Source organism: Brachybacterium sp. UNK5269, from assembly GCF_049266655.1.
Taxonomy (GTDB): Bacteria; Actinomycetota; Actinomycetes; order Actinomycetales; family Dermabacteraceae; genus Brachybacterium.
On sequence record NZ_CP184883.1, the window covers coordinates 2,941,785 to 2,968,252 of the forward strand.

Sequence of the window (26,468 nt, forward strand, 5' to 3'; positions counted from 1 at the left end):
GGTCGTGAACGCATGTGACGGGAGGGGGACGGGGCCGATGCTCTCAGCCTCCGAGCTCGAGCACCTCGCCCGTCCAGCGGCGGCGCAGCCAGCGGTCATGGGAGGCGATCAGCACGGTGCCGTCCCAGTTCGCCAGCGCCGCCTCGAAGCGGGTCGCGGTGACCAGGGCGAGGTGGTTGGTGGGCTCGTCGAGCACCAGCAGCTCGGGCGGGTCCAGCAGCACCGCGGCGAGCATCACCCGCCGCAGCTGCCCCCGGGAGAGCTCGGTGAGGGGCCGGGTGAGGTCCCGGGGGTGCACCAGGCCGAACAGCTCGGGGAGCTCCGCGGTCGTCGATCCGGCGCCGCCGAGGGCGCTGACCAGGTGCTGGCCGACGGTGCGGCCGCGGGGGGCCTCGTCGTCCTGGCCGAGGTGGCCGATGCGCAGGCCGCGGGGATGGTCCACGGTGCCGGCGGTGGGGGCGAGCTGCCCGGTGACGACGTCGAGCAGGGTGGACTTCCCCGCGCCGTTCGCGCCGGTGACCAGCAGGTGCTGCCCGGCCGAGAGGCTGAAGGAGGTCGCAGCCAGCCGTCCCGCGACCTCGACGCCGCTCACCGCCAGCTGCACGGCGCCCCCCGCGGCGGCGCGCCCGGAGGGGGCCGGGAGATGGGTGAAGTGAAGCTCCGCGGGCGGTCTGCGGACCTGGTCCTGCTCGAGCTGCCGCAGCCGCGCCCGGGACCGGCGCAGGCGGCGCGAGACCACCGTGGCGTTGCGATCGGCGTAGAACTTCTTCGACGCCCTGGCCTCGCTGCGCGGTGCGGCGCCCTCATGTCCGACGCTCGCGGAGTCCGCGACCGCCTGGCGGAGCGCTGCGAGCTCCTCCTGCTCCGCGCGCCAGCGGTGCTCCCAGCGGTCGCGGGCCTCGAAGCGGGCCAGCAGGTAGTCGCTGAACCCGCCGGTGTACGCGGTCAGCCCGCCCGGTGCCTCCGCGGCCGGGGACTCGGCGGCATCGAGGTCCAGCTGGGCGGTGGTGGCGTCGTCCAGGAAGGCGCGGTCGTGGCTGGCGATCAGCACCGGCCCGGGATGCGCGGCGATGGCCGCGGTGAGGAAGGCGGCGCCGTCGTCGTCGAGGTGGTTGGTGGGTTCGTCGAGCAGCCAGGTGGTGGGACGGGCGATCAGCAGGTGCGCCAGCGCCAGCCGCTCCCGCTGTCCGCCGCTGATCGCCGTGAGCGGGGTGCGGGGGTCGATCCCGCCCAGGGTCAGCCCGGCCAGGACCTCCTCGGCGCGCCGGTCGGCGTTCCAGACGTCCGCGAGGAGGGCGGCGGCGAGGAGGTCGTCGTAGCGGCGGGCGGTGCGCGGTGGCGGGTCGCCGTCAGAGGCGGCGAGGGCCTCCCCCGCCGCGCTCAGCTCCTGCTCCAGACGCCGCGAGCGCTCCAGCGCGTCGGCCACGACCTCGCCGAGCGTCGCCCCGGCACCGGTGGGCAGCTCCTGGTGCAGCATGCCGATCGGGCCGGGGACCGTGACGGTCCCGGTGGTGGGCGTCAGCTCGCCGGCGAGCAGACGCAGCAGGGTCGACTTCCCGGTGCCGTTCTCCCCCAGCAGTCCGGTGGGCCGGCCGGCCGGCACCACCAGGCTCACGTCGGTGAGCACGCGTTCCTCGGCGAAGGAGAAGGACACGGCGTCGGCCCGCAGGTGCAGGGCGGGGCCGCCGGTGGGGGCGGGAAGGGTGCTGGGGGCGCGGGCCGGCATGGATCAGCTCCTGGTCGCGTCGGGCGGGGTGACGGCGGGGCTGATCACAGGCGCATGGCGGGGAGTCTAGGACGGCCGAGCGCCCACGTCACGGTCTTTTCTGCGCGCCTCGCAGCGCGGCGACCGCGGAGCGGATCCCGGCCGGGTCGCCGCGGCGCTCGGGGTCGCGCGGGTGCTGCTCGAGGGCGGTGCGGGCGGCGTCCACGTCCGCCCCGGCCAGCAGCGCCACCAGCGCCAGGCGGACGCTGCCGCCCGCGGCCTCGAGCACCGCGCTCGCGCGCTCGGGGGCCTCCCCGGTGGCCTGGACCAGCATCCGCACGGTGCGGGCGACGAGCTTGGCGTTGGTGGGCCGCACCTGGATCATGAGGTTCCCGAAGGTGGTGCCCAGGCGCACCATGATCGAGGTGGACAGGGCGTTCAGGGTCAGCTTCTGCGCGGTGCCGGCCTTCATCCGGGTCGAGCCGGTGACCACCTCGGGGCCGACGTCCAGCAGGATCGGCAGGTCCGCGGCGGCGGCGAGCGCGGCCCGCGGGTTCGCCGAGATCAGCGCCGTGGGCAGCTGCGCCTCGCGGGCGGCCCGCAGCGCGCCGCCGACGAAGGGGGTGCGGCCGCTGGCGGCGAGGCCGATCACCACATCACCGGCCGCGCACGCCGTGCGCACCAGCGCGGCCCCGGCCTCCTCGTCGTCCTCGGCGCCCTCGACGGCGGTGAGGAAGGCGCCGGGGCCCCCGGCCAGGTGGGCGGTGATCATCGACGCGTCGGCGTCGAAGGTGGGGGCGAGCTCGACGGCGTCGAGCACGCCGAGCCGGCCGGAGGTGCCGGCCCCGACGTAGTGGACGGTGCCGCCCGCGGCGATCGCGCGCACGCAGATGTCCACCAGCGCAGCGATCGGCCCGGCCTGGGCCTGCACCGCGGCGGCGACCCCCGCGTCCTCGGCGAGGATCACCTCCACCATGCCGCGGGCGTCGAGGGTGTCGAGCTCGGCGCTGCGGGGGTTGCGCTCCTCGGTGGGGGAGGCGAGGGCGATCAGGTCGAGATCGGTGGTGGCGGGGTGCGGGTCCCGGCGGGGGGTGCTCACGGTGCCTCCTGGAGGGCCGGCGGGTGGGGCCCGGGAGGCGGCGCTGCGCCCGGGGCGAGGGCCGCTCTCCCCCGGTGGGGGCGGCCCGGGTGCCCAGCGTAGCGAGGCGGGCCCGGGCTGTGGGCCGGTCTTCCCGTCCGGGACCTCCTACGATGTGGAGCTCCGGGCCGGCGAGGGGGGATCCAGATGGGCGCATCCGAGGTCGAGGGGGCGGCGGGCACCGCCCCCGTGGTGATCGCCGGTGACATCGGCGGCACCAGCTCGCGCCTGGTGATCGCCCCGCTGGACGGGCCGGTGCTCGCCGAGGTCACCGGCGCCGGCGCGAACCTGCGCTCCTCGGGCGCGGCGGCGCTGGAGACGCTGGCCGGATCGGTCCGCGCGGTGCTCGAGCGCGGTCGCCGGGAGCTGGGAGCGGACGGCGAGGTGGCGGCCGTGGCGCTCGGCGTCTCCGGGGCCGGGCCGGCGCGGGCGCCCGAGGTGCGCCGCGCCGTGGCCGCGCACCTGGCGGAGCTGGGCATCGCCGCGGACCGGCTGCTGGTCACCGACGACCATCTCACCGCCTTCCTCTCCGGCGGGGTGGGCGATGACGGGCTGCTGATGATCGCCGGCACCGGCGCGGTGACGGTCCGCTTCGAGCAGCGGCAGCCGGTCGCCCGCCGCGACGGGATGGGCTGGCTGCTCGGGGACGTGGGCTCGGCGGTCTGGCTGGGCCGGCGCACCCTGGAGGCGGTCGCCGCGGACCTCGACGGGCGCGGTCCGCGCACCCGGCTCACCGAGGAGGTCGGCGCGCTGCTGGGCCTCGACCTGCGGGAGGGGCGGCGACCGCCCTCCCCCACCGGGGATCCGCGCCAGGACCTCATCCGCGCCCTCGACGAGCGGCTGCCGGTCGGGGAACCGGCCGCGCTGGGCCGCTTCGCCCCGCTGCCGGGCAGGGTCGCCGAGGATCCCGTCGCCCACGATCTGCTGACCACCGCGAGCCGGCAGCTGCTGGAGGCGGCGGAGGCACTGGATGCGCAGGCCGCGCTGCCGGTGGTGCTGACCGGCTCGGTCCTCGCCTCCCCGGGGCCGCTGCGGACCCGCGTCGAGCAGGGGCTCCGGACCCGCGGCCGCTCCGTCCGCACCGTGCCGGACGGCCTGCCCGGAGCGCTGCGCCTGGCCCGCGAGCTGGCGGGCAGGATGGTCCCATGACCGGAGCCACCGACACCGACCGCCCCCACCCGCACCCCGAGGAGACGGCTGCCCCGGCTGCAGAGGCCACGCGGACCCCGGAGCAGGTGCCTGCGGCGGCGGACCCGCCGCCCGGTGCCCGTCCCCGCACCGCCGCGCAGCGCCGACGGGCGCGCCGGCGTCGGCGCTCCGCCCAGCCGCTGCGGCGGCGGCTGCTGTCGGAGAACCTGCGCCGGATCGTCTCCGGGCTGGCCTGTCTGCTGTGCGGCCTCGCCGTGGTCGGCTCGCTCCGGCTGCTCACCGGCGTCCGCGGCGCCGCGGATCTCGAGCTCGCGCTGTTCCTGGTGCTGCTGATCGTCATGCTCTCGAGCTACTCGGTCATCTTCGCGGGGCTGACCCTGTACGCCCTGATCGGGCAGCCGCGCAGCCGGCTGATCGCCGCCGCGCGCCTGCCGCGGGCCCGCCGGCAGGTGCGCTTCTACCGCTGGTCCGTGGGGCAGTCCACCGCCCTGAACGAGGCGCTGCAGATGCTGCTGATCGCCATGATCGCGGTCCTGCTGCTGCTGTCCCCGCCCGCCGGGCTGCCGATCGCGGCGCTCCTCGCGCTCACCGCGGCCGCGGTGGTGGCGGCGTGGATCGGGGCGGTGACGTCCTTCGCGCTCGAGTACGCGGCCGAGGACGCCGACGGGAGGGCGTTCACCCTGCCGGGCACCACCGCCGCGGACCGCGCCATCGCCGAGTACCTGTACGGCGCGGTGCTGATCCAGTCCTCCTCGGGCGCCGGCGACCTCACGCCGCTGACCGCGCCCGCCCGGCGCCTGGTCCGCGACCACGTGGTCCTCGCCCACGTCACCACCACCATCATCATCACCCTCGGGGTCTCCGCGGTGATCACCGCCGTCGCCTGAGCGCCGAGCCCGGGGTGGGCCCCTCGCCTGCGCCGACTCGCCCGCCCGGCGTCCCTCCGGGTGGGCGACGACTAGGATGGCTGACGTCCGCCCGCCGCTGAGCAGGGTGTCCGGGGAGCGTCCCGGCCCCCGCGCGCCGCCCGACTCGGAAGGCACTCCTCGATGACCGAGCTCCACGACCAGATCCCCACCCGTGACAAGGTGCTGATCATCGGCGCCGGGCCCGCCGGCCTCGCCGCCGCCGCCGCCCTCAAGGCGCTGGAGGTCCCCTTCGACCTGGTCGACCGCGCCCGGCACGTCGGCGGCATCTGGGCCCCGGAGCGCGAGGACACGCCGGTGTGGCCGACGATGGAGATGATCTCCTCGCGCGAGTTCACCCAGTACGAGGACCTGCTGCAGCCGGTCTCCTTCCCGCAGTTCCTCGGCCCGACGCACATGTCGAAGTACCTGCGCGCCTATGCCGCGCGGCACGACCTCACCGACCACTTCCGCCCCCGGGTCGGGGTGCGCTCGGCCCGGCCCTTCGAGGAGGGCGTGTGGCAGGTGGAGCTCAGCACCGGCGAGATCACCGTCTACCGCGCGGTGATCTCCGCGCACGGCATCTCCGAGCGGCCCCACCGCCCGGACTGGGCGGCCGACGTGCCCGCCTCCGTGCGGGTGATCCACTCCAAGGAGTGGAACGGGGCCGACGGCCTCGAGGGCCGGCGGGTGCTGGTGGTCGGCTCCGGCCAGTCCGCCGCGGACATCGCGGTCGACGCCGCCCGACGCGCCCTCGAGGTGCGCTGGTCGGTCCGCACCGGCCACTGGGTGGTGCCGCGCCGCATCGCCGGCCTGCCCGGTGACGTGATCGCCGCCCGCGAGCCGGCCGCGCTGGGCGGTCTGAACGCGAGGATCGCCCGCTCCGTCGTCTCGCGGGTGGCGGGGGACCCCTCCGCCGTGGGCCTGCCCCGCCCCGCCGCCCCGCTGCTCGAGGACACCGTGATCGTCTCCGACGACGTCCTGGACCGGGTCCGGGAGGGCCGGATCACCCCCGCCGGCGAGGTCGTGGGCGTCGCCGCCGACGGCACCGTCACCCACCGCGGCACCGGTGCCCGCTCCGGGTCCGTGTCCTTCGCACCGGACCTGATCGTGCTGGCCACCGGCTACGAGTCGGGCGCCGACCACCTCCCGGCCGACCTCGTGCCCCGCACCGCCTCCGGGGACCTCGACCTGTTCCTCGGCGCCTTCGCCCGCGGCCGCGACGACCTCGTGATCCTGGGCCAGCAGCGGACCTCCGGCGGCGTGCTGCCGATCCTGGTCGAGCAGGCGGACATCGCCGCCTACATGCTGGCCGCCACGACCCAGGGCTCCTCCCCCGCCCTCGAGCGGTTCCGGCGCCTGCGCGCCGGGGCCGAGAGCGCCGTGCCCACCGCGTCCCTCGCCGCCGACGGCGGACTGCTGGGCCGGGTCGGCGGGGCCCTCGGCGCGCACCGCGTCACCGCCCGCACGGCCGTCGCCCCGCCGCGGGAGCACGCTGAGCAGCTGGTCCCGGCCGTCGACCGCGACACCCTGCTGGCACGGCTGCACTCGGTGCGCGCCCTGTTCGACCGGGCCTGAGTCAGGCCGAGCGGCTGCGGCGGACCCGGCCCGCGGCGATCATCGCCGCCACCGCGGCGGTCAGCGCCACCCCGATCAGCACCAGGGCCCCGGCCCGCTGCTGATCGGCGAGGGCGTCGGCCCACCAGGTGCGTCCGGTCGCCCCGAACCAGCTCGCCGCCAGCAGCACCTCGGTGCTGACCAGCACCGTCCCGGCGCCGAGCCCCACCAGCAGGGGCGCCCCGGCCACGAGCAGCCGCTGCCAGGGACGCGCCCCCGCGCGGAGGCTGCGCACCGCCTGCGCGGTGAGCACCCCCCGACCAGGGCGATCATCTGCAGCAGCAGGTGCGCGGCATGGCCGTCGAGCGCGAGCCGCAGGAAGGGGCCCGCATAGCCCGCGACCAGCAGCAGCGGACCGAGCGCGGCCAGCAGCGCCGCCCGCCACCAGCGGCCGTCCGTCAGCCCCCGCAGCCACCTCGGCACCGCTCCGACGCTGCCGATCAGCAGCCCCGCGGCGACCACCAGCAGCAGGTGCTGGAGGACGTGCGCGGAGACCAGCACCTTGCCGTAGACGTTCAGCGGTCCACTGGTCAGCAGCACCAGCGCGAGAGCCCCCAGCAGCAGGCGCCGGCTCTGTGCGCGGGAGCGCTGCGGGGCGCGGGGCCGCCACCAGGCCAGCACCAGCACGCAGGCCAGGGCCATGCCGAAGGGGTCGGGGCGCCAGGCGGTGAGCACCGCGACCAGGTCGGGCGCCGGCGGCAGCGGATACCCGGTGAGGATCCCGGCCGTACCGGTGGGCGGGGCGCCCGCCTCGGCCGGCGGCGGGGAGGAGCTCATGGCCGCGGCCAGGGCGACGGCGAGACCCAACAGGGCCAGCTCGAGCAGGGCCAGGCGCCGGTAGGTGGCCCGGGCGTGACGCCCGGCAGGGCCGCCGAACTCGCCCGCGAGCTGGCGGCGCTGCAGGGCGCCGAGCACCCCGAGCAGGACCAGCAGCGCGGCCTTGGCGACCCCCAGCTGCACATAGGCGCTGGTGAGGATCTCGGCGGGCCCGTTCATCCGCACCGCGAGCGCCCAGACGCCGCTCAGCGCGAGCGCCACCCAGCAGATCAGGGCGAGGTGGGAGTAGCCGCGCACCACCTGCTCGTCGTCACGGCCGCGGGCGGACAGCACCTGCAGCACGGCCAGTCCGCCGAGCCAGATCCCCACCGCCAGCAGGTGCACGAGCATGGTCGAGGTGGCGACCTCGTGCGTCTCGTCGCCGGCGCCGTGGCCGGTCATGGCGCTCGCGAAGGCGGCCAGGCCCATCAGCGCCGCGACCGCGCGGGCGATGCCCGCGGAGGTGCCGAGGACCGCGACGGTGGTGGCGGCGGCCGTGACCGCCAGGCCCGTCGCCAGCCAGGTCCCGAGGTCGGTGGCGAGGAACACGGCGAGGTCGGAGCCGAACCGCGGGGAGCCGACGGCCTGCCCGGTCGCGACCGCGTAGGAGAAGGCCAGGGCGGCCCCGCGAGCCAGGGTGGTCAGGGCGGCGGTCACCGCGACCACCGCCAGCGCGCGGGCGCGGCCCGCGGCGTCGCGCAGCAGCCAGCCCGCCACCACCGCCCCGCCCAGGGCCACGGCCCCGGCCAGGTCGGCGATCATCGCCGCCACCGGTGCGCCGCGGCGGGCGATCGGACCGGCGTCGAGCAGCACCGCGTTGTCCCCGCCGGCGGCGTCGGCCGCGAGCACGGACAGCGCCGCGAGGACGGCGAGCGCGCCGAGCAGCAGCAGGGCGACGGCGGGGCGGGGCCGCGCGGCGGCAGCGGCGGTCATGAGGCGATCACCAGTCCCAGCCAGAGCATCGCCATCCCGGCCCCGATGCTGAGCATGAGGTAGGCCAGGGCGAGGGTGAAGGTGCCGCGACGGGTCAGCTCGACGACGTCGGACGCGGCCGAGGACATGGTGGACAGGCCGCCGCAGAACCCGGCGGCCAGCAGCAGGTAGACGTACTCCCCGGTGCCGGCGGCCGAGCCCAGCCGGGCCACCACCAGGCCCAGCACGAAGCAGGCCAGGATGTTGGCGAGGAACGTCATCGTGGCCCGCACCCGCAGCTCCTCCCGCTCCGCCTCGCCGCGGGCCGCCAGGTGCAGCCCGAGCTCCCGCAGCCCCCAGCGCGCCGCGGAGCCGAGGCCGCCGCCGGCGCCCACCAGGAGCGCGGCCAGCAGCAGCTGCGCGGTGCTCATGTCCCGGCCCCCGGACGCGGGGCCCGGACGGCCGGGGCGGGCCGCGCGATCCTGCGGGCAAGGAGCAGGCCCACGGTCACCGCGCCCAGGCACAGCACGATGGTCATCGCGGCATAGCCCAGGGCGATGATCGGGAAGTCCGCCCCGACCATCGCGGAGCCCTCGAGCACCACCGTGGACATGGTGGTGAAGCCGCCGCAGAGCCCGGTGCCGAGCAGCGGATGCATCCAGGCCCGGCCGGGGCGCACCTCGAGCACGCCGTTGAGGGCTCCCAGGGCGAGGCAGCCGAGCACGTTGATCCACAGCGTCGCCCAGGGCACCTCGACCAGGGTCGGGGTGGTGACCGCGGGGGCGAGCTCCATCAGCGCGAAGCGCAGCAGCGCCCCCAGGGCACCGCCGGCGGTGACCAGCAGGCCCGCCTGCCACAGCGCGGCCCGGGGCGGGATCGGACCCGAGCCCAGGGTGTGCGCCTCGGTGACCTCGTCGAGGTGCACGGCGGCCATCTCGACCGTCCGCATCCGCGGGTCGTCGCGGCGCCAGGTCCGCGGGGTGGGGGGTGGGCTGGAGGTCACCGCACCAGCGTACCGACGCGGGCTCCGACCCGGCCGTGCGGGAGGGCGGAGGCGCTCAACCCCACACGAGGCCCAGCGCCGGGTCCTCCAGCACCGCGGAGACGTCGCGCAGCAGCTCCGCGCCGAGGGCCCCGTCGATCAGGCGGTGGTCGAAGCTCAGCGAGAGGGTGGCGACCTGGCGGAGCACCACCTGCCCGTCGACCGCCCAGGGCTTCTCCTTGATGGCGCCGACGCCGAGGATCGCGGATTCGCCGGGGTTCAGGATCGGGGTGCCGGAGTCGATGTCGAAGACGCCGTAGTTGGTGATGGTGATGGTGCCGTCGCGGGTGTCCCGCAACGAGGTGCGGCCGGCGCGGGCGGTCTTGGCGAGCTCGCTGATCCCCTCGGCGAGCTCGCGCAGGGTCATCAGGTGCGCATCCTTGAGGTTGGGCACGATCAGGCCGCGGGGGGTGGCGGCGGCGATGCCGAGGTTCACGTAGTGCTTGTAGACGATCTCCTGGGCGGCCTCGTCCCAGGAGGCGTTGACCTCGGGGTTGCGGCGGATCGCCACCAGCAGCGCCTTCGCGATCACCGCCAGCGGGCTCACCTTGACGTCGGCCCATTCGCGCGCGGCCCGCAGCGCGGTGACGATCTCCACCGCGCGGGTCATGTCGATCTCGTTGAAGACGGTGACGTGGGGGGCGGTGAAGGCGGAGGCCACCATCGCCTCGGCGGTGCGCTTGCGGACCGAGCGGATCGGCACCCGGGTGGTGCGGTCGTCGCTGGTGACCCCGGCGAAGGGCTGGTCCCGGGTGCTCTTCATCGCCCCGCCCAGTCCCTCGGGGGCCTGGGGCGACTCCTCGGGGAAGTAGGCGCCGTCATGATCGACGCCGCCGACGCGGCCCTCGTCCCCGTAGGCGCGCTGCTGGGCGGCCAGCACGTCGTCCCGGGTCACGGTGCCCTCGGGCCCGGTGGCCAGCACGTCGTGCAGGGCAACGCCCAGGTCGCGGGCGAGCTTGCGCACGGGGGGCTTGGCGAGGATGCGGTCGATGGGCACCTGCTGCTCGTCGCCCTGGTCCTGCGCGCCGCGGCGCCGGCGGCGGCGCTGGGGGGCGCTCGAGGCGCCGTAGCCGACCAGGTTCTTGGGCTCCTCGTCGGCCGCAGCCGGCGCGGCCGGCGTCTCGGCCTCGGGCTGCTCGTCCGTAGGGTCGTCCTGCGCCGGTGCGTCCTGCGCGGGGCCGGTCGCGGCCGGGGCGGGACCGCCGGCGGTGTCGACCTGGAGCAGCCCGGTGCCCACGGGCACCTCGTCGCCGACGGCCACCAGGATCGCGACCACGGTGCCGGCGACGTGGCTGGGCAGCTCGACGGCGCTCTTGGCGGTCTCGACCTCGACCACCGGGTCGTTGATCTCCACGCGGTCGCCGACGGCGACCTTGATCTCCAGGATCTCGGCCTCGGTGAGCCCCTCACCGGGGTCGGTGAGCGTGATGGTGACGATCGCACCGGAGGCGGTGGACGGGGCGGCATTCATGGTCGTGATCCTTTCACGCGGGAGGCGGGGACCGCCGTCAGTGCTCGAGCAGGCGGTCCACGCCGTCGAGGACGCGGTCGAGGTCGGGCAGGAAGGCGTGCTCCATCCGCGCCGGCGGGTAGGGCAGGTGGTAGCCGCCCACCCGGAGCACCGGGGCCTCGAGGTGGTAGAAGCACTGCTCGCTGATCCGGGCGGCGATCTCGCCGCCGAGGCCGCCGAGCACCGGGGCCTCGTGGACGATCAGCAGTCGCCCGGTGCGCCGCACCGAGGCGGCGATGGTCGGGAAGTCCACCGGGGACAGGGAGCGGGCGTCGATGACCTCGAGGTCGATCCCGTCGGCGGCCGCGGCCTCGGCGCTCTCGAGGGCCAGCGGCATGCTCGGTCCCCACGCCAGCAGGGTGGCGTCGGTGCCGGGCCGCACCACCTTCGCCTGCCAGGGGGTCAGCTCGGGGCGGTGGTCGGGATCGACGTCGCCCTTGACCCAGTAGCGGCGCTTGGGCTCGAGCATGATCACCGGGTCCTCGCACTCGATGGCCTGGCGGGTCATCCAGTACGCGTCCTGCGCGGTGGCCGGGGCCAGGATCCGCAGTCCGGCGGTGGGGGCGAACAGCGCCTCGGGGCTCTCGGAGTGGTGCTCGACCGCGCCGATGCCGCCGCCGTGGGGGATGCGGATGACGATGGGCATCTTCACGCGCCCCAGGGTGCGGTTGTGCATCTTCGCGACCTGGGTGGTGATCTGGTTGAACGCCGGGTACACGAAGCCGTCGAACTGGATCTCGACCACCGGGCGGTAGCCTCGCACGGCCAGTCCCACGGCGGTGCCGACGATGCCGGCCTCCGCGAGGGGGGTGTCGACCACGCGCAGGTCGCCGAACTCGGCGTGCAGCCCGTCGGTGACGCGGAAGACCCCGCCCAGGACCCCGATGTCCTCGCCCATCAGCATCACCTTGTCGTCGGCGTGCATCGCGTCGCGCAGCCCGGCCGTGATGGCCTTGGCGATGGGAAGGTTCATGCTGCTCATCGCTGTCCCTGCCCGTCCGTCGCGGCCTGCTCGTGCTCGTCCTCGAACTGGGCGATGTACTGCAGGTACTCCTCCCGCTCGGCATCGACGACGGGATGGGGCTCGGCGTAGGCGTGCGCGAACATGCCCACCGGGTCCGGGTCCTCCATGCCGTGGATGTGGTGGTGCAGCTGCATCGCGAGGTCGTGGGCCTCCTCGTCGCAGCGGGCCACATAGGCCTCGTCGATCTCGCCGAGCTGCTCGAGGTGGCGGCGCAGGCGCAGGATCGGATCCTTCCCGGCCCATTCGGCCTCCTCCGCGGCGGGACGGTAGCGGGAGGCGTCGTCGCTGGTGGTGTGCGCGGCCATGCGGTAGGTGACGGCCTCGATGAAGCGCGGTCCCTCCCCCGCGCGGGCGGCGTCCAGGGCGCTGCGGACCGCCCCCAGCACGGCGAGGACGTCGTTGCCGTCGACCCGCACCGAGGGGATCCCCCAGCCGCGGGAGCGCTGGGCCAGCGGCACCCGGGACTGCACGGAGGTGGGCACGGAGATCGCCCACTGGTTGTTCTGGGTGTAGAAGACGACCGGGGTGCGGAAGGAGGCGGCGAAGGTGAAGGACTCCGCGACCTCGCCCTCGCTGGAGGCGCCGTCGCCGAACAGGGCCAGCACCGCGGTGTCGGTGGCGGTGTCGCCGGTGCCGACGACGCCGTCGCGCTGCAGGCCCATCGCGTAGCCCACCGCATGGGGCGCCTGCGCGCCGAGCACGATCATGTAGGGGTGGGTGCGCAGCTCGTTGGGATCCCAGCCGCCGTGGCTGATGCCGCGGTAGAGCTCGAGCAGGCGCCAGGGCTCGATGCCGCGCGCCCAGGCGATGCCGTGCTCGCGGTACGTGGGCACCAGGTAGTCCTGCTCGCGGGCGGCATGCCCGGCGCCGATCTGCGCCGCCTCCTGGCCCAGGGCGCTGGCCCACAGGCCCAGCTGCCCCTGGCGCTGCAGGCTGGTGGCCTCGAGGTCCGCGGCGCGGATCATCACCATGTCCCGGTAGTAGCCGCGCAGCCGCGCGGGGGTGGCCAGGGCGCCCTGCTCGAGCACGGCGTCGAGCTCGGGGTGCGGGGTGCGGGAGCCGTCGGCCGCCAGGAGCTGGACCATCGGCTCGTCGGCCGCGACGTCAGGGATCGTGGATCGGAAGACACTCACGGCAGCGAGCGTAACCTACGGTGCCGTAGGGAAGAAAGGACCGCTGGTCGGGGCCGAAGGGAGCAGCAGCAGCCGGTCGACGGGGCCGTGGTCGGCCGCGGTGGTGGACAGGAGGCGCAGGGCGTGCGGCGGGGTGAGCGAGCCCAGCACCACGGGCTCGCGCGCCCCGGTGTGGGCGGTGCCGTCGCCGCGCCGGAGGGTGCCGGGCAGGCCGTGGGCGCCGAGATATCCCAGCAGGGCGATCAGCAGCGCCTCCTTGCCGTCCCCGGGGATGCCGAGCGCGTCGGCGGGCAGCAGGGGCACCGGGTCCAGGTGGGCGGCGAGCCGGGAGCGCAGCAGCGGATTGTGCATCCCCCCGCCGGAGGCGACCACCCGGGTGGGGCGCAGGCGCGTCATCTCGTGGGCGATGGTGACCGCGGTGAGCTCGACGAGCGTGGCGAGCAGGTCGGGCAGGCTCAGCGCCGCGGCGGCGGGGCCGAGCATGCGGCGCACGTAGTCGCCGTCGAAGTGCTCGCGCCCGGTCGAGCGGGGCAGCGGACGGGTGTAGAAGGGGTCCGCGAGCAGGATCGCCAGGGCATCGGGGTCGACGGTGCCGGTGCGGGCCAGAGCCGCATCCAGATCGGCCGGCCGGCCGGTGGCGGCGTGGACGGCCGCATCGAGCAGGGCGTTGCCGGGCCCCAGGTCCCCGGCGATCACCTCGGCCGGTCCGACCAGGGTGCCGTTCGAGATCCCGCCGATGTTCAGCACCGCGGTGCGCTGTGCGTCGTACCCGCCGAGCAGCAGCTGGTCCAGCAGCGGGACCAGCGGCGCGCCCTGGCCGCCGGCGGCGACGTCGGCCGCGCGCAGGTCGTGCAGCACGGGGATGCCGGCGGCCCGGGCGATCCGCGCGGCATCCCCGATCTGGAGGGTGCCTGCCACGGTGCCGTCGGGGCGGACGTCGTGGTGGAGCGTCTGTCCGTGGGTGGCGATCAGATCGGCGCCGCCATGGCGCCCCAGCACCTCGGCGGCGACGCCCGCGAAGGCCTCCCCCACCGCGGCGTGCAGGCGGTTCCAGGTCCCGACGTCGGAGCCGGCCGGGGGCAGCGCCGCCCGCAGCGCCTCGCGGGTGGCCCCGGGCCAGGGACGCTCCCCGATGTGGAGCACTCGCCCGCACAGGGTGGCGGGACGGTCGGGCTCCCGGGAGAAGTCGACCAGCGCCACGTCGATCGCGTCCAGGCTGGTCCCGGACATCATGCCGAGCACCCGCATCAGCTCTGCCCGCGCATCATCAGCGCGACCGCGGCCCGCATCATGGTGCGTCCGGCGCCGTGGGCCAGGACCAGGCGGCGGTGGTCGGAAGCGGCGTCGGGCACGCCGGTGTGGACCACGATCGTGTCGGGCCGACGCGCCAGCAGTGCCTGCAGGCGGTCCCGCTCCTCCGGGTCGCTGCGGGGCAGGCGGGTCAGCGCCAGCAGCTGGGGCGCCCGGTCGACCTGGTCGGGGTAGTCCCGGATCCCGGCGTGGACCCCCTGCTCGCGCAGCGCGTCGACCAGCTGCTGGGAGCGGGCCCCGGAGGCGTGCTGGGCGCGGTGGCGCAGGTCCACGACCAGGGCGGGTCGCAGATCCAGGCGCGCGTGACGGGCACGGACGGCCCGCGCGGCGGCCTGGGCCCCGAGCTGCTCGGCCCGGCGCAGTGCGACGTCGGGGTCCGGGGCCGGCACGAAGCGGCGCCGGGTGCGCAGGGTGCGCAGCACCGAGCGGGTGTGCGCGGCGCGCTCGCGCAGCGTCGACGCGGAGAGCCGGCCGCAGTCCACGGCCGCGAGCACGGCGTCGTGGGCCGCGCGCAGCAGCTGCCGGTCGTCGCGGCCCAGCGAGCTGCCCAGGCACAGCAGATCGGCCCCGGCCTCGAGGGCGCGCACGGCCGCCTCGCCGGAGCCGGGATCGGTGGCGACGGCCGCCATGTCGAGGGCGTCGGTGATCAGCAGGCCGCGGAAGGTGCCGCCGATGGTGCGCTCCAGCAGCGGGCGCGCCCACGGGGAGAGGGAGGCGGGCCCCTGACCGAGGGCGGGGACCAGCACGTGGGCGGTCATCACGCCGTCCAGCCAGGGGACGATGCGCCACGGCGCCAGGTGCTCGGTCGCGAACTGCCGGTGCTCCAGCTCGATCAGCGGCAGCGCGGTATGGGAGTCGGTGGCGGTGGCCCCGTGGCCCGGGAAGTGCTTCGCACAGGTGCCCAGGCCCGCCTCGACGAGGCCGGTCGCGAAGGCCCGCGCGTGGGCGGCGACCCGGTCGGGATCGTCGCCGAAGGCGCGCGTGCCGATCACCGGGTTCGCCGGGTCGGTGGACACGTCGAGCACCGGGGCGAGGTCCAGGTCGAGGTCGCAGGCGGCGAGCAGGTCGCCGAGGGCCTTGCCGACGTGCCGGGTCAGCTCGATGTCGTCGACCTCCCCCAGGGCCCAGGCGGTGGGCAGCGCGGAGCCGGTTCCCGCCTGGAGGCGGCTGACGTCCCCGCCCTCCTCGTCGATCGCGATCACGCACTGCTCCGACCGGGCGTGGATCGCGCGGGCCAGGCGCCCGGTGGTCGCGAGGTCGGGGGTGTTGTGACCGAACAGGATCACCGAGGCGAGGCCCGCCTCGAGCACCTCCCCCACCCAGTCGGGCAGCTCCGTGCCGGTGAAGGGCGCCATGAGCACGCCGAGCACGTCGGGGTCCCAGCCGGGCTGGGGGGCGGGCGCGGTCGTCATCGGCCCACCTCGCCGGGGCCGGGCGCGGGGGCCCGCCGGGCGCGGGTCAGGGCCGGTGGGGTGATGCTCATGGCCGCGGCTCCTCCCGTGCGCTCCCCGGACCGCACCGTCGATGCCGGCGTCGATGCCGGCCGGGCCGAGGACCACGCTGCGATGCGTGTGCGCCGTGACGCTACCACCGCCGACGCCCCGCTCCCGCGCGGGCGCGGTCCGGGCCGCGCGGAGCCGGCGCCGGGGCGGTCGCTGCGTGTGCGGTCCGACGATCCGCGCCCTGCCAGCAGGAATGATGCCTAGGATGGGGCGGTGGCGAACATCCTGGTCGTGGACGACGACCCCGACATCGTAGAACTGGTCTCCCTCAAGCTCCGCTCCTCCGGGCACGCGGTCACCGCGGTCGGCTCCGGGGAGGCGGCGCGCGATGCCCTCGCGGCGGACCACGGCTTCGACCTCGCCGTGGTCGATCACATGATGCCGGGGATGACGGGCGTGGATCTGGTGCGGCTCCTCCGCGCGGAGGGCTCCCACCTGCGGATCCTCATGCTCACGGCCCGCAGTCAGGAGCGCGATGTGGAGAACGGCTTCACCGCGGGGGTCGACGACTTCATGACCAAGCCGTTTTCCCCGCGCGAGCTGGCGGCCCGGATCACCTCGATCCTGGCCCGCCGATGATCGAGCTCGACGCCCGGCTGATCCTCACCGTCCTGGTCGCCGTCTGGATCCTGATCGCCCTCAGCGTGCTCCTGCTCGGGGCCGTCCACGGCGTGCGGGCCCTGCGCCGGCGCCGACGGGACCGGCTCGATGCGCAGGCCCGACCGCTCGTGGTCCGGTTCACCCTGGTCGAGGACGATGACCGGGCGCCGGCCGCCGCACTGCGCACCGCGAGCGGGGCCTTCGGCGACCGCGTGGACGATCGGCTGCTGTCGATGCTGGGCACGGTGCGCGGAGAGGCCCGGCAGCGGATCGTGGAGATGCTCGTCGAGCGCGGCCATCCCGCGCTGCTGCGGCGTCGGGCCCGCTCGCGCCGCACCACCACCCGGGCCGCCGCCGTGCGCCGGCTCGGTCAGCTCGGCCTGCCCGAGGACGCGGAGCTGCTGCGCCGAGCCGTCGGCGATCGCGCGCCGATCGTGCGCACGACGGCGGTGCGCGCCGCCTCCGCCTACCCGTCCTCGGCGGCGGTCGCCGCGGTGCTCGACGTGCTCCGCGGCGCGGGCGAGGTCCCCTCCCTGGTCGTGGTGACCTCGCTGATCGGCCAGGGCTCCGCCTCCGCCGACGCGCTCGAGGCGATCCGCGCCGGACTCCACGATCCCTCGGCGACCGTGCGCGCGGCCTGCGCGCAGGCGCTCGGGGAGCTCACCAGCGTGGCCGACGCCGACCGGCTAGCCCTGCTGCTGCGCCGGGACACCAGCCCCGGGGTGCAGCTCGCCGCCGCCTCCGCCCTGCTGAGGGTCGGGCGCGCCTCGTCAGTCCCGGCCCTGCTCGAGGGCACCCGCTCCCCCTGGGGACCGGTGCGGACCCGCTGCGTGCAGGCCCTGCTGGCGCTGCCGCAGGAGCTGACCGCGGAGGCGCTGGGCGAGGTCTCCCGCCGCGGCGACGCGCTGCTGGCCCCGCTGCTGGCGAGCAGCGCCCCGACGAGGAGGAGCTGACCGTGCTCGACCTGCTGGATCTCACCGGCACCGCGCTCCACGAGGCGGTGCGCCTGGTGCTGATCGTGGCCGCCTGGCCGACCCTGGCCTACTTCCTGGCCATCAACCTCGTCTACCTGGCCCTGGTGGTGCTCGGGTTCGTCGACACCCAGCGCTCGGCGGCGCGACGCTCGGTGCTCGACCTCGCCGAGACCGCCACCGCGCCGGTCTCCCTGGGCCTGACCGTGGTGATGCCGGCGTACAACGAGTCCGCGGTGATCATCGAATCGGTGCGCTCCTCGCTGGCGCTGGACTACCCCGATCACGAGGTGGTGGTGGTCAACGACGGCTCCACGGACGACACCCTGGCCGTGCTCCAGGAGGCCTTCGACCTGGTCCCCAGCGCGCGCAGCGTCGACGCCGGGCCGCAGGTCGAGATCCGCGGCGCGATCCGCCAGGTCTACGAGGCGCGGGATCCCGGGATCCCGCTGCTGGTGGTGGACTCGGAGAACTCGGGTCGCTCGGACGCCACCAACGCCGGCATCGGTCTGGCCGCGAAGGACCTGGTGGTCATCTTCGACGCCGACTCGATCATGGATCCGGACGCGCTGCTGCTCGCGGTGCAGCCCTTCCTCGACGACCCGCTGCGCGTGGTCGCCACCGGTGGCAACATCCGAGCGGTCAACGGCAGCCGGGTGGTGGCCGGCCGCGTCACCGAGGAGGGCCTCCCGAGCCAGTGGCTGGCCCGCTTCCAGGTGGTCGAGTACCTGCGGGCCTTCAGCCTGGGACGGGCGGGATGGTCGCGGCTGGGTGCGCTGCTGCTGATCTCCGGCGCCTTCGGCGTGTACCGGCGCGATGTGCTGCTGACCGTCGGCGCCTTCGATCCCGACACCATCGGCGAGGACATGGAGCTGACCTTGAAGGTGCACCGCTGGTGCCGGCGGCGCCGACGGGAGTACCGGATGGTCTTCGTCTCGGAGCCGACCTGCTGGACCGAGGTGCCCGACAACCTCCCGGTGCTGCGCCGCCAGCGGGTGCGCTGGCACCGGGGCCTGTGGGAGGTGCTGTGGAAGTACCGCGGCATGCTGCTGAACCCGCGGTACGGCCGGGTCGGGATGGTGGGCCTGCCCTACTACTGGCTGTTCGAGCTCTTCGCCCCGCTGTTCGAGGTGCTGGGGGTCGTGATGATCGTGGCGGCCCTGCTGACCGGGGCGGTGAGCCCCGTCCTGACCCTGGCCCTGCTCGGCATCGCACTGGGCTGCGGCGTGCTGGTGACCGTGCTGTCGGTGCTGCTCGAGGAGATGTCCCACCGCCGCCGCACGGACCTGCGCACCCTCGGGTTGATGGTGGCGTGCGCACTGCTGGAGAACCTCGGCTACCGCCAGCTGACCGCGGTGTGGCGACTGCAGGGCTGGTGGCAGGCGCTGCGGGGCCGCCAGGCGGTGTGGGGCGAGATGACGCGCACCGGGTTCTCGACCTCCTGAGCGGGCGGGCGCCTCAGGTGCGCACCACCGGGATCACCAGCTCCACCCGGGTGCCCACCCCGATCTCCGAGGCGATGCTCATCTCACCGCCATGGGCGCGGACGATGCGCCGGGTGATCATCAGCCCCAGTCCGTACCCGGGGATCCCGGCGTCGGTGGCGGTGCGGGCGCGGAAGTAGGGGGTGAACAGTCCCAGCAGATCGCTCTGGCTGATCCCGATGCCCTCGTCGCGCACGACCAGCCGCGCCTGGTTCCCCTCCATCCCCAGCTCCACGCTGATCAGCCCGCCCTCGTGGGCGTACTTCACCGCATTGGACAGGACGTTGTCGATCGCCTGCCCGAGCCGTTCGAGATCGGCGTTGACCAGCTCCAGCGGGGCATCGCAGCCCTGGAGCGACCAGCGCAGGCGGCGGGCGGCGGCGCGGGGCGAGATGGCCTCGACCTGCCGGCGGACGAGTTCGTCGAGCAGGGTGACGCGGTGGGGGCCGCCCCGCGAGCCGATCCGGTCGCTGCTGACCGAGCGCGCCGTCTCCAGCAGGCCCAGGATGAGCTGCTGCAGGCGGGTGACGTTGCGGGTGACGACCTGCAGGTGGGAGCGGATCACCGCGGGATCCCCGCCCGCCGGGGAGTCGACCTCGTCCTCGAGCAGCTCCACGTATCCGGCGATCGAGGTGAGGGGGTCTTCAGCTCATGGGAGACGTTTGCCAGGAACTGCTCCTCCTGCAGCACCGCGGCCAGTGAGGCGGTGACGTCCTGGACCACCACCAGGGTCCGGGTCTCGGTGAGCGCCGTCGAGCTCACCGAGAGCGCCACCCGCCGTCCGCCGTCGAGCTCGGCCCAGACGGCCTCCCCGTCCAGCGTGCTGCCGCGGGCCGCGCGCGCCAGCGGGTTGCGCTCCGGCGGCAGGGGCACGCGACCGTTCTCGGTGAAGACCGGATCGGCCAGCAGCTCAGGGATGCTCCTGCCGCGCGCGGCCCCGCGCAGCCGGCCGCTCTCCTCGAGCACCGCGCCGTCCTCGTCGAGCACGAGGGAGACCACGCCGAGCGCCACGCTCACGGTCTCGAGGCGACGGCGCTGCTCGTCGAGCCGGGTCACCACCCCCGCCACCACGAGCGCCACGGAGCCGGCGAGGACCGTGGTCGCCAGGCCCCGGGAGAGCACCTCGACGACGTCGTGCTCGGGCAGGATCAGGAAGCCCAGCCCCATCGACCCGAGCGCCATCGCGATGCCGAGCGCCGCCCCCTGGAACCGGTACCGCGCCGCCAGCCAGGCCATGGGCACGGCCATCAGGAAGCCCTGGAAGCCGGAGGTGTTGACCACGGACCAGCGGCTGACGGCGAGCACCAGCAGGTCCAGCACGGGCAGCAGCACCAGCAGCCGCTCCGCCCAGAGGGGGCGGGCGACCCCGAAGCGGCTCAGCAGCATCCCCACCACCAGACCCAGGGACAGCCCGTTCACGGCGAGCTGTCCGGCCCAGTAGAGCCACGGGATCCCGAGCACCTGATCGGTCACGAGCAGGATGCCGAGCAGCATCGAGGCGGACAGGGCGAGCTGATGGGCGAGCGCGGACCGGGGGCTGACCGTCTCGGCGAGGGCGGCACCGGGCATCCGGAGCAGGCTCAGCGCTCGAGCTCGTAGGGGGCGAGGGGGCACTGTCGCACTCTAGCCATCCGCGGCGCCGCCCCGGTCCCGCCGGGGTGGCGCCGCCCTGCTCAGCTCGTCACACCGCTGAGCTCCTCGACGGCCGCGGCGAGCGCCTGGGCGTCGAGGACGCTCTGGTCGGCGTCGAGATCGACCACCGGCAGCGGGCAGTCGCCGAGGTCGTGGATCGCCAGGCGCTCCCCGCCGCGGTTCATCGACTGGTGGGCGATGACGCCGGGCAGGGTGTACCGGGCGGCCTGCCAGGCGTTGACCATCGGCTGGTGGCTGTCGACCACGGCGCGGGCGAAGTCGTCGACCAGGAAGTGGTGGGCGCCCTCGTGCCCGTTGGGCAGTCCGTGGAACTCCTTCGGCAACCGCTCCTGGTGGTGGGCGCGGGCGGCACCGGCGACGAAGGCGTCCCGCAGCGCCGGCGAGACGTCCGCCAGGCGGGGGTCGTCCAGGCTCATCGTGGCGTCGGTGCGGATCAGGTCGGTCACCGCCAGCGCGCGCTGCTTGTCGTGCCAGTAGGTGACGTCGATGGTCTCCTCGAAGGAGGACTCCTCGCCGAAGAAGCGGAAGCGGGACTCGCGCTGGTGGCTGGGGTAGCCGACGCGGCGCAGCTCGTTGGTGCGGAAGGCGCCGCCGTTGTCCATCTCGAACAGCGCGAAGGCGTTGGAGACGTCGTTGGCGAACATCGAGACGTCCTTGTCGAAGACACCGTCGCCGCGGGTGTCGGGCCGGCCCAGCGCCGAGACGGACACGGCGTGCCGCTCCCCCAGCACTCCGAGGATGCCGCCGATGGAGTGGGTGGGGTAGAGCAGGGGCGGGTAGGAGGCGGTGGCCCGCCAGTTCTCGCCGCCGGAGTACTTGTAGGCGTCGTAGAAGCCGAGGTCCATGTCGTGGATGTAGTCGCCCTCGGCGTAGAACACCTCGCCGAAGGCACCGGAGCGGTGGATGCGGCGGGCCAGCACCACCGCGGCGTTGTACTGGCTGGTCTCGCCCATCATGTACACCAGGCCCGTGCGCTGCACCTCCTCGGTGATCGCGCGGATCTCCTCCTCCTCGATCGCCATCGGCACCGCGGAGTAGACGTGCTTGCCGGCGCGCAGGGCCGCCAGGGCGTGCTGGCCGTGCGTCCAGCGCTGGGTGAAGATCGCCACCGCGTCGACGTCGGAGGCGAGCAGGTCCTCGAGGGTGTCGAAGCGGCCTGCGAAGGGGACCCCGCGCGCCTCGAGGGCGTCGATCCGCTCGGGGACGGAGTCGACGGCGTAGAGCGCGTCGATCTCGGGGTGGGCGGCGAAGAGCTCCGCGAAGTGGGAGCCGAACTGGCCGATCCCGACGATGCCCAGCGTGAACGACATACTTCCTCCTTGAAATTAAGCGGTCGGGGAGACGCTACGGCACACTCCCCGCGCGCGGCAAGCCGCTGCGGCGGACCGGGGCCCGGCGCGCGGGGCGGCGCGGGATCGGCAGGGCGCTCAGAGCCGGCGCCAGCGCCCCGAGTGCCAGACGTCGCGCCACGGCGGCACCTCCCGGCCCTGCGCGGCCATCCGCCGACGCAGGGCGTGGCGCGTCAGCAGCATGCCGATCACCCCGAGCGCGAGCATCGGGATCTGCACGGCGAAGGCGAGCCGGAAGGCGGCCAGGTCGTAGTCCCCGGCGGGCCGCAGCACGTCGAGGATGACGCCGATCAGCAGGATCGCGGCCAGCCCGCCCAGGAAGCCGCCCATGATCACCACCCCGGTCGCGGTCCCCAGCCGGTGCTCGGCGAGGTCGGTGCGGGGGAAGTCGAAGCCGACGCTGCTGGCGGGCCCGCCGATCGAGAAGCCGGCGACCAGCACGATGAGCAGCCAGATCGGGGCGGGGCCGGGCCACAGCACCAGGGCCAGCAGCGGCACCACGATGGCGGCGCAGATCAGCAGCACCAGGGTGGAGCGGCGCAGCGGATGGCGCTGGGTGAGGGTGCCGATCAGGGGACCGCCGACGATCGAGACCACCACCAGCACCGTCATCACCGCCGACGCGGCCGGGCGGCTGAGTCCCTCCCCCGCGGTGAGGTACGGGTAGCCCCACATCATGGAGAAGGCGATGCCGGTGAACCCTGCGGTGTAGTGGGTGAAGAAGCCGAGCTGGGTGGCCGGGTGGCGCAGGATCCTCCCCAGCATCAGCGGCAGCCTCGAGAGCTCCTGGCGCACCCGCGGGCGCGCCACCCCGGGCGGGGTCGCCCGCACCAGCAGCACCGCCAGCAGGGCGGCGACGGCGCTGAGGGAGGCCGCGGCGGAGAAGGCGGGGGCCCATCCGGCGTGGGTGAGCACCGCGACGAAGGGCACGGCAGAGGCGATCTGGCCCACCTGGCCGAGGATCCCGGTGAGCTGGGTGAGCACCGGCACCCGCGCCGGCGGGAACCAGGCCGGCACCAGGCGGACCGCGCTCGAGAACGTCAGGGCATCTCCCATCCCCAGCACGATGCGGGCGATCATCGCCACCCCGACGGTCTCGGTCTGGGACATCAGCAGCTGGCCCAGGCCCATCAGGATCGCCCCGCCGGTCAGGGTGACGCGGGAGCCGTAGCGGTCCAGCAGCAGCCCGGCGGGCACCTGGGCGAGGGCGTAGACGGCCAGCTGCAGCACCACGAAGGTGGAGACGATGGTCGCGGAGGTCTCGAACCGCTGCGCGGCCTCGAGGCCGGCCACGCCCATGGTGGTGCGCTGCAGGACCGCGATCCCGTAGGCCCCCACGGCGGCGGTCCAGACCAGGTAGGCGCGCGGTCCCCCGAGGGTGCTGGTGTCGGCGGCGCGGGCGCCCATGGTCCTCCTTCAGCGATGCCGTGCGGTGGCGACGGCCGTACCGAGCCTAGACCGCGCACGAGCCCGCCGCCTCGGCGTGTCCGTGCCTTGCCCGCGGCGGATCGCGGTGTTCGCCGTCACCGGCCTGCGGGGCAGCGGTCGCGGCCCGGGCCGAGGCGGGCGGCCGGCACGGTGGTCAGGCCCGAGGCTGCCGCCAGGCGCCGGCGATCTCGATGAGCAGGTCGTTGGCCTCCTGCTCGGCGAGGGTGGCCCGCACCCCGTCGGCGCCGTAGGGGCGCAGCACCAGGCCGCGCGCCTCGGCGAACTCCGCGAAGGCCGCGGACTCCGCGCCGAGCGGGAGGTAGACGAAGTTGCCCTGGCTGACGGGCAGGGACCAGCCCTGGCCGGCGAGCGCCGCCGTCACCCGGGAGCGCTCGGCGCGGATCCAGGCCGCGCGGCGCTCGAGCTCCTGGGGGACGTCGCCCTGCAGGGTGGCCAGGGCCGCCGCCTGGGCCGGGATCGAGGCCCCGAAGGGCAGGGTGACCTGGCCGAGCGCGCGGGCCAGCCGCGGATGGGCGACCGCGTAGCCGATCCGCAGACCCGCCAGGGCCTGCAGCTTGGAGAAGGTGCGCAGCAGGACCACGTTGCCGTGGCGGCGGAAGATCCCGGCGGTGCCGAGCACGGTCGCCGGGTCGTGGAACTCCCGGTAGGCCTCGTCGATGGCGACCACCACGTGCTCGGGCACCCGGGCCAGGAAGTCCTCGACCTGCTCGGTGCTCAGCGCGGGGCCGGTGGGGTTGTTGGGGGTGCACAGCAGCACCAGTCGGGTGCGGTCGGTGATCGCCGCGGCCATCGCCGGCAGGTCGTGCTCGTGCCTCGCGGTCAGCGGCACCGGCACCGGCACGCCGCCGTGGGAGCCGACCAGGATCGGGTAGGCCTCGAAGGAGCGCCAGGCGAACACGACCTCGTCGCCCTCCCCCACCAGGGCGCGCACCAGGTCCCCGGTCACGGCGACCGATCCGGTCGACAGGGCGATCTGGGCGGGCTCGACCCCGTGCTTCGCTCCCAGCGCCGCGCGCAGCGCCGCCGCGGAGGCGTCGGGGTACCGATGGGCGCTCTGCAGGGCGGCGATCGCGGCCTGGCGCACCGACTCGACCGGCGGGAAGGGGGACTCGTTCGAGGAGGCCTTGTAGCGGGCCCGGCCGTCGTCGGCCGCGGGCTTCCCGGCGACGTAGGAGGGCAGGCTCTCGAGGGCCGGGCGCAGGCGGATGGACTCGGCGGGCTGGTCGGACATGGCGCCAGGATAGGGCGCGCGCCGCCCGGTCCGGCACGGACAATGGGTCCATGAGATTACTCGGCTCCGTCATCGTCACCGGCCTCGCGCTGTGGGTCACCGCCCTGATCCTGCCCGGCATGCACCTGGGCGAGAACAGCGCGAGCCTGCTCACCCAGGTCCTCACCATCGGCGCCATCGCACTGGTGCTAAGCCTGATCAACGCGATCATCCGCCCCGTCCTCTCGTTCCTCGCGCTCCCCCTGACCTGCCTCACGCTGGGCCTGTTCCAGCTGGTCATCAACACCCTGATGCTGCTGCTGGCGAGCTGGGTCTCGGGGCTGCTGGGACTGACCCTGCAGTTCGACAGCTTCTGGTGGGCGCTGGGGGCGGGCTTGATCATCGGCCTGCTCTCGGCGATCGTCGCGGGCGTCACCGGCGTCGGGGACGAGCGCGGCGGGCGCACCCGCGCAGCGCGCGACTGACCCGCGGGCCCGCCGAGGGATGTCCTCGGCGGCGGGCCGCCGAGGGTTCTGGGACAATGCCGGGCATGGCTCATTCCTTCGCGGACATCACGCCGCCGATCGCCCTGACCCCCCTCGACGGCCGCTACCGGGCGCAGGCCGCGCCCCTGGTCGACCACCTCTCCGAGGCCGCGCTGAACCGCGCCCGCCTGGTGGTGGAGACCGAGTGGATGATCCACCTGCTCGACGGCGGGGTCATCCCCGGCCTGCGCACCCTGAGCGAGCAGGAGCGCGCGCTGCTGCGCGCCATCCCCGAGGACTTCGGCGCCGAGGGCATCGCCGAGCACGCCGAGATCGAGCGCGAGACCGTGCACGACGTCAAGGCGATCGAGTACTACATCAAGCGCCGCCTGGCCGGCACCAGCCTCGAGCCGCTCGCCGAGGTGGTGCACATCTACTGCACCAGCGAGGACGTCAACAACCTCTCCTACGCGCTGATGATCCGCGGGGCCGTGCACGAGGTGTGGCTGCCCGCCCTGCAGGGCGTCATCGACGACCTCACCGAGCTCGCCCGCGCGACCGCGGAGGTGCCGATGCTCTCGCGCACCCACGGCCAGCCCGCCACCCCCACCACCCTGGGCAAGGAGATGGCGGTCTTCGCGCACCGCCTGCGCCGCCAGTCACGCCGCATCGCGGCCGACGAGATGCTCGGCAAGATCAACGGCGCGACCGGCACCTACGCCGCCCATGCGGTGGCGGTGCCCGCGGCGGACTGGCAGCAGGTCTCCCGCTCCTTCGTCGAGCACCTGGGCCTGACCTGGAACCCGCTGACCACGCAGATCGAGTCCCACGACTGGCAGGCCGAGGTGTACGCGGACATCGCCCGCGCCGGCCGCATCCTGCACAACCTGGCCACCGACATCTGGACCTACATCTCGCTGGGCTACTTCCGCCAGCGGCTGTCCGCCCAGGGCGGCACCGGCTCCTCGACGATGCCCCACAAGGTCAACCCCATCCGCTTCGAGAACGCGGAGGCGAACCTCGAGATCTCCGGCGCCCTGCTGGACTCGCTCGGCCAGACCCTGGTCACCTCGCGCCTGCAGCGCGACCTCACCGACTCCACCACCCAGCGCAACGTGGGCCCCGCGCTCGGGCACTCGCTGCTGGCGATCTCCAACCTGCGCCGGGGCCTGGCGGGCCTGGACGTGGACGCCGACGCGATGGCCGCGGACCTCGAGGCCAACTGGGAGGTGCTCGGCGAGGCCGTGCAGTCGGTGATGCGCACCCTGGGCGTGCAGGGCGTGCCCGGGATGGAGAACCCCTACGAGCGGCTGAAGGACCTCACCCGCGGTCAGCGCGTGACCGGCGCGGGCATGCGCGAGTTCGTCGAGCAGCTGGGGCTGCCGGAGGCCGAGCGGGAGCGCCTGCTGGCGCTGAGCCCGCACACCTACACCGGCTGCGCCGCCGCACTGGTCGAGCACCTGGCGGACGCCGACGGAGCGGCGGGATGAGCGCCGCGGACGG

The 26,468-nt window shown here is 74.9% G+C and carries 23 protein-coding genes; 8 read left to right on the forward strand and 15 right to left on the reverse strand.

Going from position 1 to position 26,468, the window contains the following annotated elements; translation table 11 throughout:
- Positions 1-43 precede the first annotated feature (43 nt).
- Complete coding sequence (locus ACOJUI_RS13760) at positions 44-1,726, reverse strand: ABC-F family ATP-binding cassette domain-containing protein (protein WP_422115505.1); 1,683 nt, start codon at positions 1,724-1,726, stop codon at positions 44-46.
- 88 nt (positions 1,727-1,814) lie between these two features.
- A complete protein-coding gene (locus ACOJUI_RS13765) occupies positions 1,815-2,804 on the reverse strand; it encodes an N-acetylmuramic acid 6-phosphate etherase (protein WP_422115506.1) in 990 nt (329 codons plus the stop codon).
- Between the two features lie 186 nt (positions 2,805-2,990).
- Here ACOJUI_RS13765 and ACOJUI_RS13770 point away from each other — a divergent pair, with 186 nt between their 5' ends.
- The 3 genes from ACOJUI_RS13770 (at position 2,991) to ACOJUI_RS13780 (ending at position 6,475) form a co-directional block, all read left to right on the forward strand.
- The gene (locus ACOJUI_RS13770; RefSeq protein ID WP_422115507.1) at positions 2,991-3,992 is read left to right on the forward strand and encodes an N-acetylglucosamine kinase; all 1,002 of its coding nucleotides are present in this window, start codon (positions 2,991-2,993) and stop codon (positions 3,990-3,992) included.
- Complete coding sequence (locus tag ACOJUI_RS13775; protein WP_422115508.1) at positions 3,989-4,879, forward strand: DUF1345 domain-containing protein; 891 nt, start codon at positions 3,989-3,991, stop codon at positions 4,877-4,879. The genes ACOJUI_RS13770 and ACOJUI_RS13775 overlap by 4 nt, the downstream gene beginning before the upstream one ends.
- A 162-nt stretch (positions 4,880-5,041) precedes the next feature.
- Positions 5,042-6,475: a flavin-containing monooxygenase gene (locus ACOJUI_RS13780; protein ID WP_422115509.1), complete on the forward strand. Its 1,434-nt coding sequence runs from the start codon at positions 5,042-5,044 to the stop codon at positions 6,473-6,475.
- Between the two features lie 75 nt (positions 6,476-6,550).
- On the opposite strand, the gene ACOJUI_RS13785 is transcribed toward ACOJUI_RS13780, so the two are convergent.
- From ACOJUI_RS13785 to ACOJUI_RS13820, 8 genes are all read right to left on the reverse strand, one after another.
- Positions 6,551-8,263, reverse strand: coding sequence for a copper resistance D family protein (locus tag ACOJUI_RS13785; protein ID WP_422115510.1), 1,713 nt, complete (start codon positions 8,261-8,263; stop codon positions 6,551-6,553).
- Entirely contained in the window at positions 8,260-8,673 is a 414-nt protein-coding gene (locus ACOJUI_RS13790) for a fluoride efflux transporter FluC (RefSeq protein WP_422115511.1), read from the reverse strand. Before ACOJUI_RS13790 ends, ACOJUI_RS13785 begins: the two co-directional genes overlap by 4 nt.
- On the reverse strand, positions 8,670-9,245 hold the full coding sequence (locus ACOJUI_RS13795; RefSeq protein WP_422115512.1) for a fluoride efflux transporter FluC: 576 nt from the start codon (positions 9,243-9,245) through the stop codon (positions 8,670-8,672). Before ACOJUI_RS13795 ends, ACOJUI_RS13790 begins: the two co-directional genes overlap by 4 nt.
- Positions 9,246-9,300: 55 nt before the next feature.
- Positions 9,301-10,755, reverse strand: coding sequence for a dihydrolipoamide acetyltransferase family protein (locus tag ACOJUI_RS13800; protein ID WP_422115513.1), 1,455 nt, complete (start codon positions 10,753-10,755; stop codon positions 9,301-9,303).
- A gap of 37 nt (positions 10,756-10,792) precedes the next feature.
- Positions 10,793-11,776, reverse strand: a complete 984-nt coding sequence (locus tag ACOJUI_RS13805; protein ID WP_422115514.1) for an alpha-ketoacid dehydrogenase subunit beta — start codon at positions 11,774-11,776, stop codon at positions 10,793-10,795.
- Positions 11,773-12,903 carry a thiamine pyrophosphate-dependent enzyme gene (locus ACOJUI_RS13810; RefSeq protein WP_422117673.1) on the reverse strand — a complete coding sequence of 377 codons (1,131 nt, stop codon included), beginning with the start codon at positions 12,901-12,903 and terminating at the stop codon, positions 11,773-11,775. The genes ACOJUI_RS13805 and ACOJUI_RS13810 overlap by 4 nt, the downstream gene beginning before the upstream one ends.
- 63 nt (positions 12,904-12,966) lie before the next feature.
- Positions 12,967-14,184: an anhydro-N-acetylmuramic acid kinase gene (locus ACOJUI_RS13815; RefSeq protein ID WP_422115515.1), complete on the reverse strand. Its 1,218-nt coding sequence runs from the start codon at positions 14,182-14,184 to the stop codon at positions 12,967-12,969.
- 14 nt (positions 14,185-14,198) lie between these two features.
- Complete coding sequence (locus ACOJUI_RS13820; protein ID WP_422115516.1) at positions 14,199-15,674, reverse strand: glycoside hydrolase family 3 N-terminal domain-containing protein; 1,476 nt, start codon at positions 15,672-15,674, stop codon at positions 14,199-14,201.
- A gap of 303 nt (positions 15,675-15,977) precedes the next feature.
- Here ACOJUI_RS13820 and ACOJUI_RS13825 point away from each other — a divergent pair, with 303 nt between their 5' ends.
- From ACOJUI_RS13825 to ACOJUI_RS13835, 3 genes are read left to right on the forward strand one after another with little or no spacing between them, the layout of a single operon-like run.
- Positions 15,978-16,343: a response regulator transcription factor gene (locus tag ACOJUI_RS13825; RefSeq protein ID WP_422115517.1), complete on the forward strand. Its 366-nt coding sequence runs from the start codon at positions 15,978-15,980 to the stop codon at positions 16,341-16,343.
- Positions 16,340-17,317: a HEAT repeat domain-containing protein gene (locus ACOJUI_RS13830; RefSeq protein WP_422115518.1), complete on the forward strand. Its 978-nt coding sequence runs from the start codon at positions 16,340-16,342 to the stop codon at positions 17,315-17,317. Before ACOJUI_RS13825 ends, ACOJUI_RS13830 begins: the two co-directional genes overlap by 4 nt.
- A 2-nt stretch (positions 17,318-17,319) precedes the next feature.
- A complete protein-coding gene (locus tag ACOJUI_RS13835) occupies positions 17,320-18,780 on the forward strand; it encodes a glycosyltransferase (RefSeq protein ID WP_422115519.1) in 1,461 nt (486 codons plus the stop codon).
- A gap of 13 nt (positions 18,781-18,793) precedes the next feature.
- On the opposite strand, the gene ACOJUI_RS13840 is transcribed toward ACOJUI_RS13835, so the two are convergent.
- From ACOJUI_RS13840 to ACOJUI_RS13860, 5 genes are all read right to left on the reverse strand, one after another.
- A complete protein-coding gene (locus ACOJUI_RS13840; protein WP_422115520.1) occupies positions 18,794-19,435 on the reverse strand; it encodes a sensor histidine kinase in 642 nt (213 codons plus the stop codon).
- On the reverse strand, positions 19,381-20,388 hold the full coding sequence (locus tag ACOJUI_RS13845) for a hypothetical protein (protein WP_422115521.1): 1,008 nt from the start codon (positions 20,386-20,388) through the stop codon (positions 19,381-19,383). The genes ACOJUI_RS13840 and ACOJUI_RS13845 overlap by 55 nt, the downstream gene beginning before the upstream one ends.
- Positions 20,389-20,492: 104 nt before the next feature.
- Positions 20,493-21,782 (reverse strand): Gfo/Idh/MocA family protein, encoded by a 1,290-nt coding sequence (locus ACOJUI_RS13850; protein ID WP_422115522.1) that lies wholly within the window; start codon positions 21,780-21,782, stop codon positions 20,493-20,495.
- A 117-nt stretch (positions 21,783-21,899) separates the two neighbouring features.
- Positions 21,900-23,228: an MFS transporter gene (locus tag ACOJUI_RS13855; RefSeq protein ID WP_422115523.1), complete on the reverse strand. Its 1,329-nt coding sequence runs from the start codon at positions 23,226-23,228 to the stop codon at positions 21,900-21,902.
- Between the two features lie 175 nt (positions 23,229-23,403).
- The gene (locus ACOJUI_RS13860; protein WP_422115524.1) at positions 23,404-24,501 is read right to left on the reverse strand and encodes a histidinol-phosphate transaminase; all 1,098 of its coding nucleotides are present in this window, start codon (positions 24,499-24,501) and stop codon (positions 23,404-23,406) included.
- A gap of 50 nt (positions 24,502-24,551) precedes the next feature.
- Between ACOJUI_RS13860 and ACOJUI_RS13865 the strand changes: the two genes are divergently transcribed.
- A complete protein-coding gene (locus ACOJUI_RS13865) occupies positions 24,552-24,965 on the forward strand; it encodes a phage holin family protein (protein ID WP_422115525.1) in 414 nt (137 codons plus the stop codon).
- A gap of 65 nt (positions 24,966-25,030) precedes the next feature.
- The gene (purB, locus tag ACOJUI_RS13870; protein ID WP_422115526.1) at positions 25,031-26,455 is read left to right on the forward strand and encodes an adenylosuccinate lyase; all 1,425 of its coding nucleotides are present in this window, start codon (positions 25,031-25,033) and stop codon (positions 26,453-26,455) included.
- Positions 26,456-26,468 lie beyond the last annotated feature (13 nt).

What these genes read in the sequence shown, in the direction of transcription:
- ACOJUI_RS13785 (WP_422115510.1), bottom strand. Translation starts at nt 8,263, where the DNA reads ATGACCGCCGCTGCCGCCGCGCGGCCCCGCCCCGCCGTCGCCCTGCTG.
- ACOJUI_RS13775 (WP_422115508.1), top strand. Translation starts at nt 3,989, where the DNA reads ATGACCGGAGCCACCGACACCGACCGCCCCCACCCGCACCCCGAGGAG.
- ACOJUI_RS13865 (WP_422115525.1), top strand. Translation starts at nt 24,552, where the DNA reads ATGAGATTACTCGGCTCCGTCATCGTCACCGGCCTCGCGCTGTGGGTC.
- ACOJUI_RS13800 (WP_422115513.1), bottom strand. Translation starts at nt 10,755, where the DNA reads ATGAATGCCGCCCCGTCCACCGCCTCCGGTGCGATCGTCACCATCACG.
- ACOJUI_RS13830 (WP_422115518.1), top strand. Translation starts at nt 16,340, where the DNA reads ATGATCGAGCTCGACGCCCGGCTGATCCTCACCGTCCTGGTCGCCGTC.
- ACOJUI_RS13770 (WP_422115507.1), top strand. Translation starts at nt 2,991, where the DNA reads ATGGGCGCATCCGAGGTCGAGGGGGCGGCGGGCACCGCCCCCGTGGTG.
- ACOJUI_RS13845 (WP_422115521.1), bottom strand. Translation starts at nt 20,388, where the DNA reads ATGCCCGGTGCCGCCCTCGCCGAGACGGTCAGCCCCCGGTCCGCGCTC.
- ACOJUI_RS13820 (WP_422115516.1), bottom strand. Translation starts at nt 15,674, where the DNA reads ATGACGACCGCGCCCGCCCCCCAGCCCGGCTGGGACCCCGACGTGCTC.
- ACOJUI_RS13855 (WP_422115523.1), bottom strand. Translation starts at nt 23,228, where the DNA reads ATGGGCGCCCGCGCCGCCGACACCAGCACCCTCGGGGGACCGCGCGCC.
- ACOJUI_RS13790 (WP_422115511.1), bottom strand. Translation starts at nt 8,673, where the DNA reads ATGAGCACCGCGCAGCTGCTGCTGGCCGCGCTCCTGGTGGGCGCCGGC.
- purB (WP_422115526.1), top strand. Translation starts at nt 25,031, where the DNA reads ATGGCTCATTCCTTCGCGGACATCACGCCGCCGATCGCCCTGACCCCC.
- ACOJUI_RS13850 (WP_422115522.1), bottom strand. Translation starts at nt 21,782, where the DNA reads ATGTCGTTCACGCTGGGCATCGTCGGGATCGGCCAGTTCGGCTCCCAC.
- ACOJUI_RS13815 (WP_422115515.1), bottom strand. Translation starts at nt 14,184, where the DNA reads ATGATGTCCGGGACCAGCCTGGACGCGATCGACGTGGCGCTGGTCGAC.
- ACOJUI_RS13810 (WP_422117673.1), bottom strand. Translation starts at nt 12,903, where the DNA reads ATGGTCCAGCTCCTGGCGGCCGACGGCTCCCGCACCCCGCACCCCGAG.
- ACOJUI_RS13805 (WP_422115514.1), bottom strand. Translation starts at nt 11,776, where the DNA reads ATGAGCAGCATGAACCTTCCCATCGCCAAGGCCATCACGGCCGGGCTG.
- ACOJUI_RS13760 (WP_422115505.1), bottom strand. Translation starts at nt 1,726, where the DNA reads ATGCCGGCCCGCGCCCCCAGCACCCTTCCCGCCCCCACCGGCGGCCCC.
- ACOJUI_RS13860 (WP_422115524.1), bottom strand. Translation starts at nt 24,501, where the DNA reads ATGTCCGACCAGCCCGCCGAGTCCATCCGCCTGCGCCCGGCCCTCGAG.
- ACOJUI_RS13780 (WP_422115509.1), top strand. Translation starts at nt 5,042, where the DNA reads ATGACCGAGCTCCACGACCAGATCCCCACCCGTGACAAGGTGCTGATC.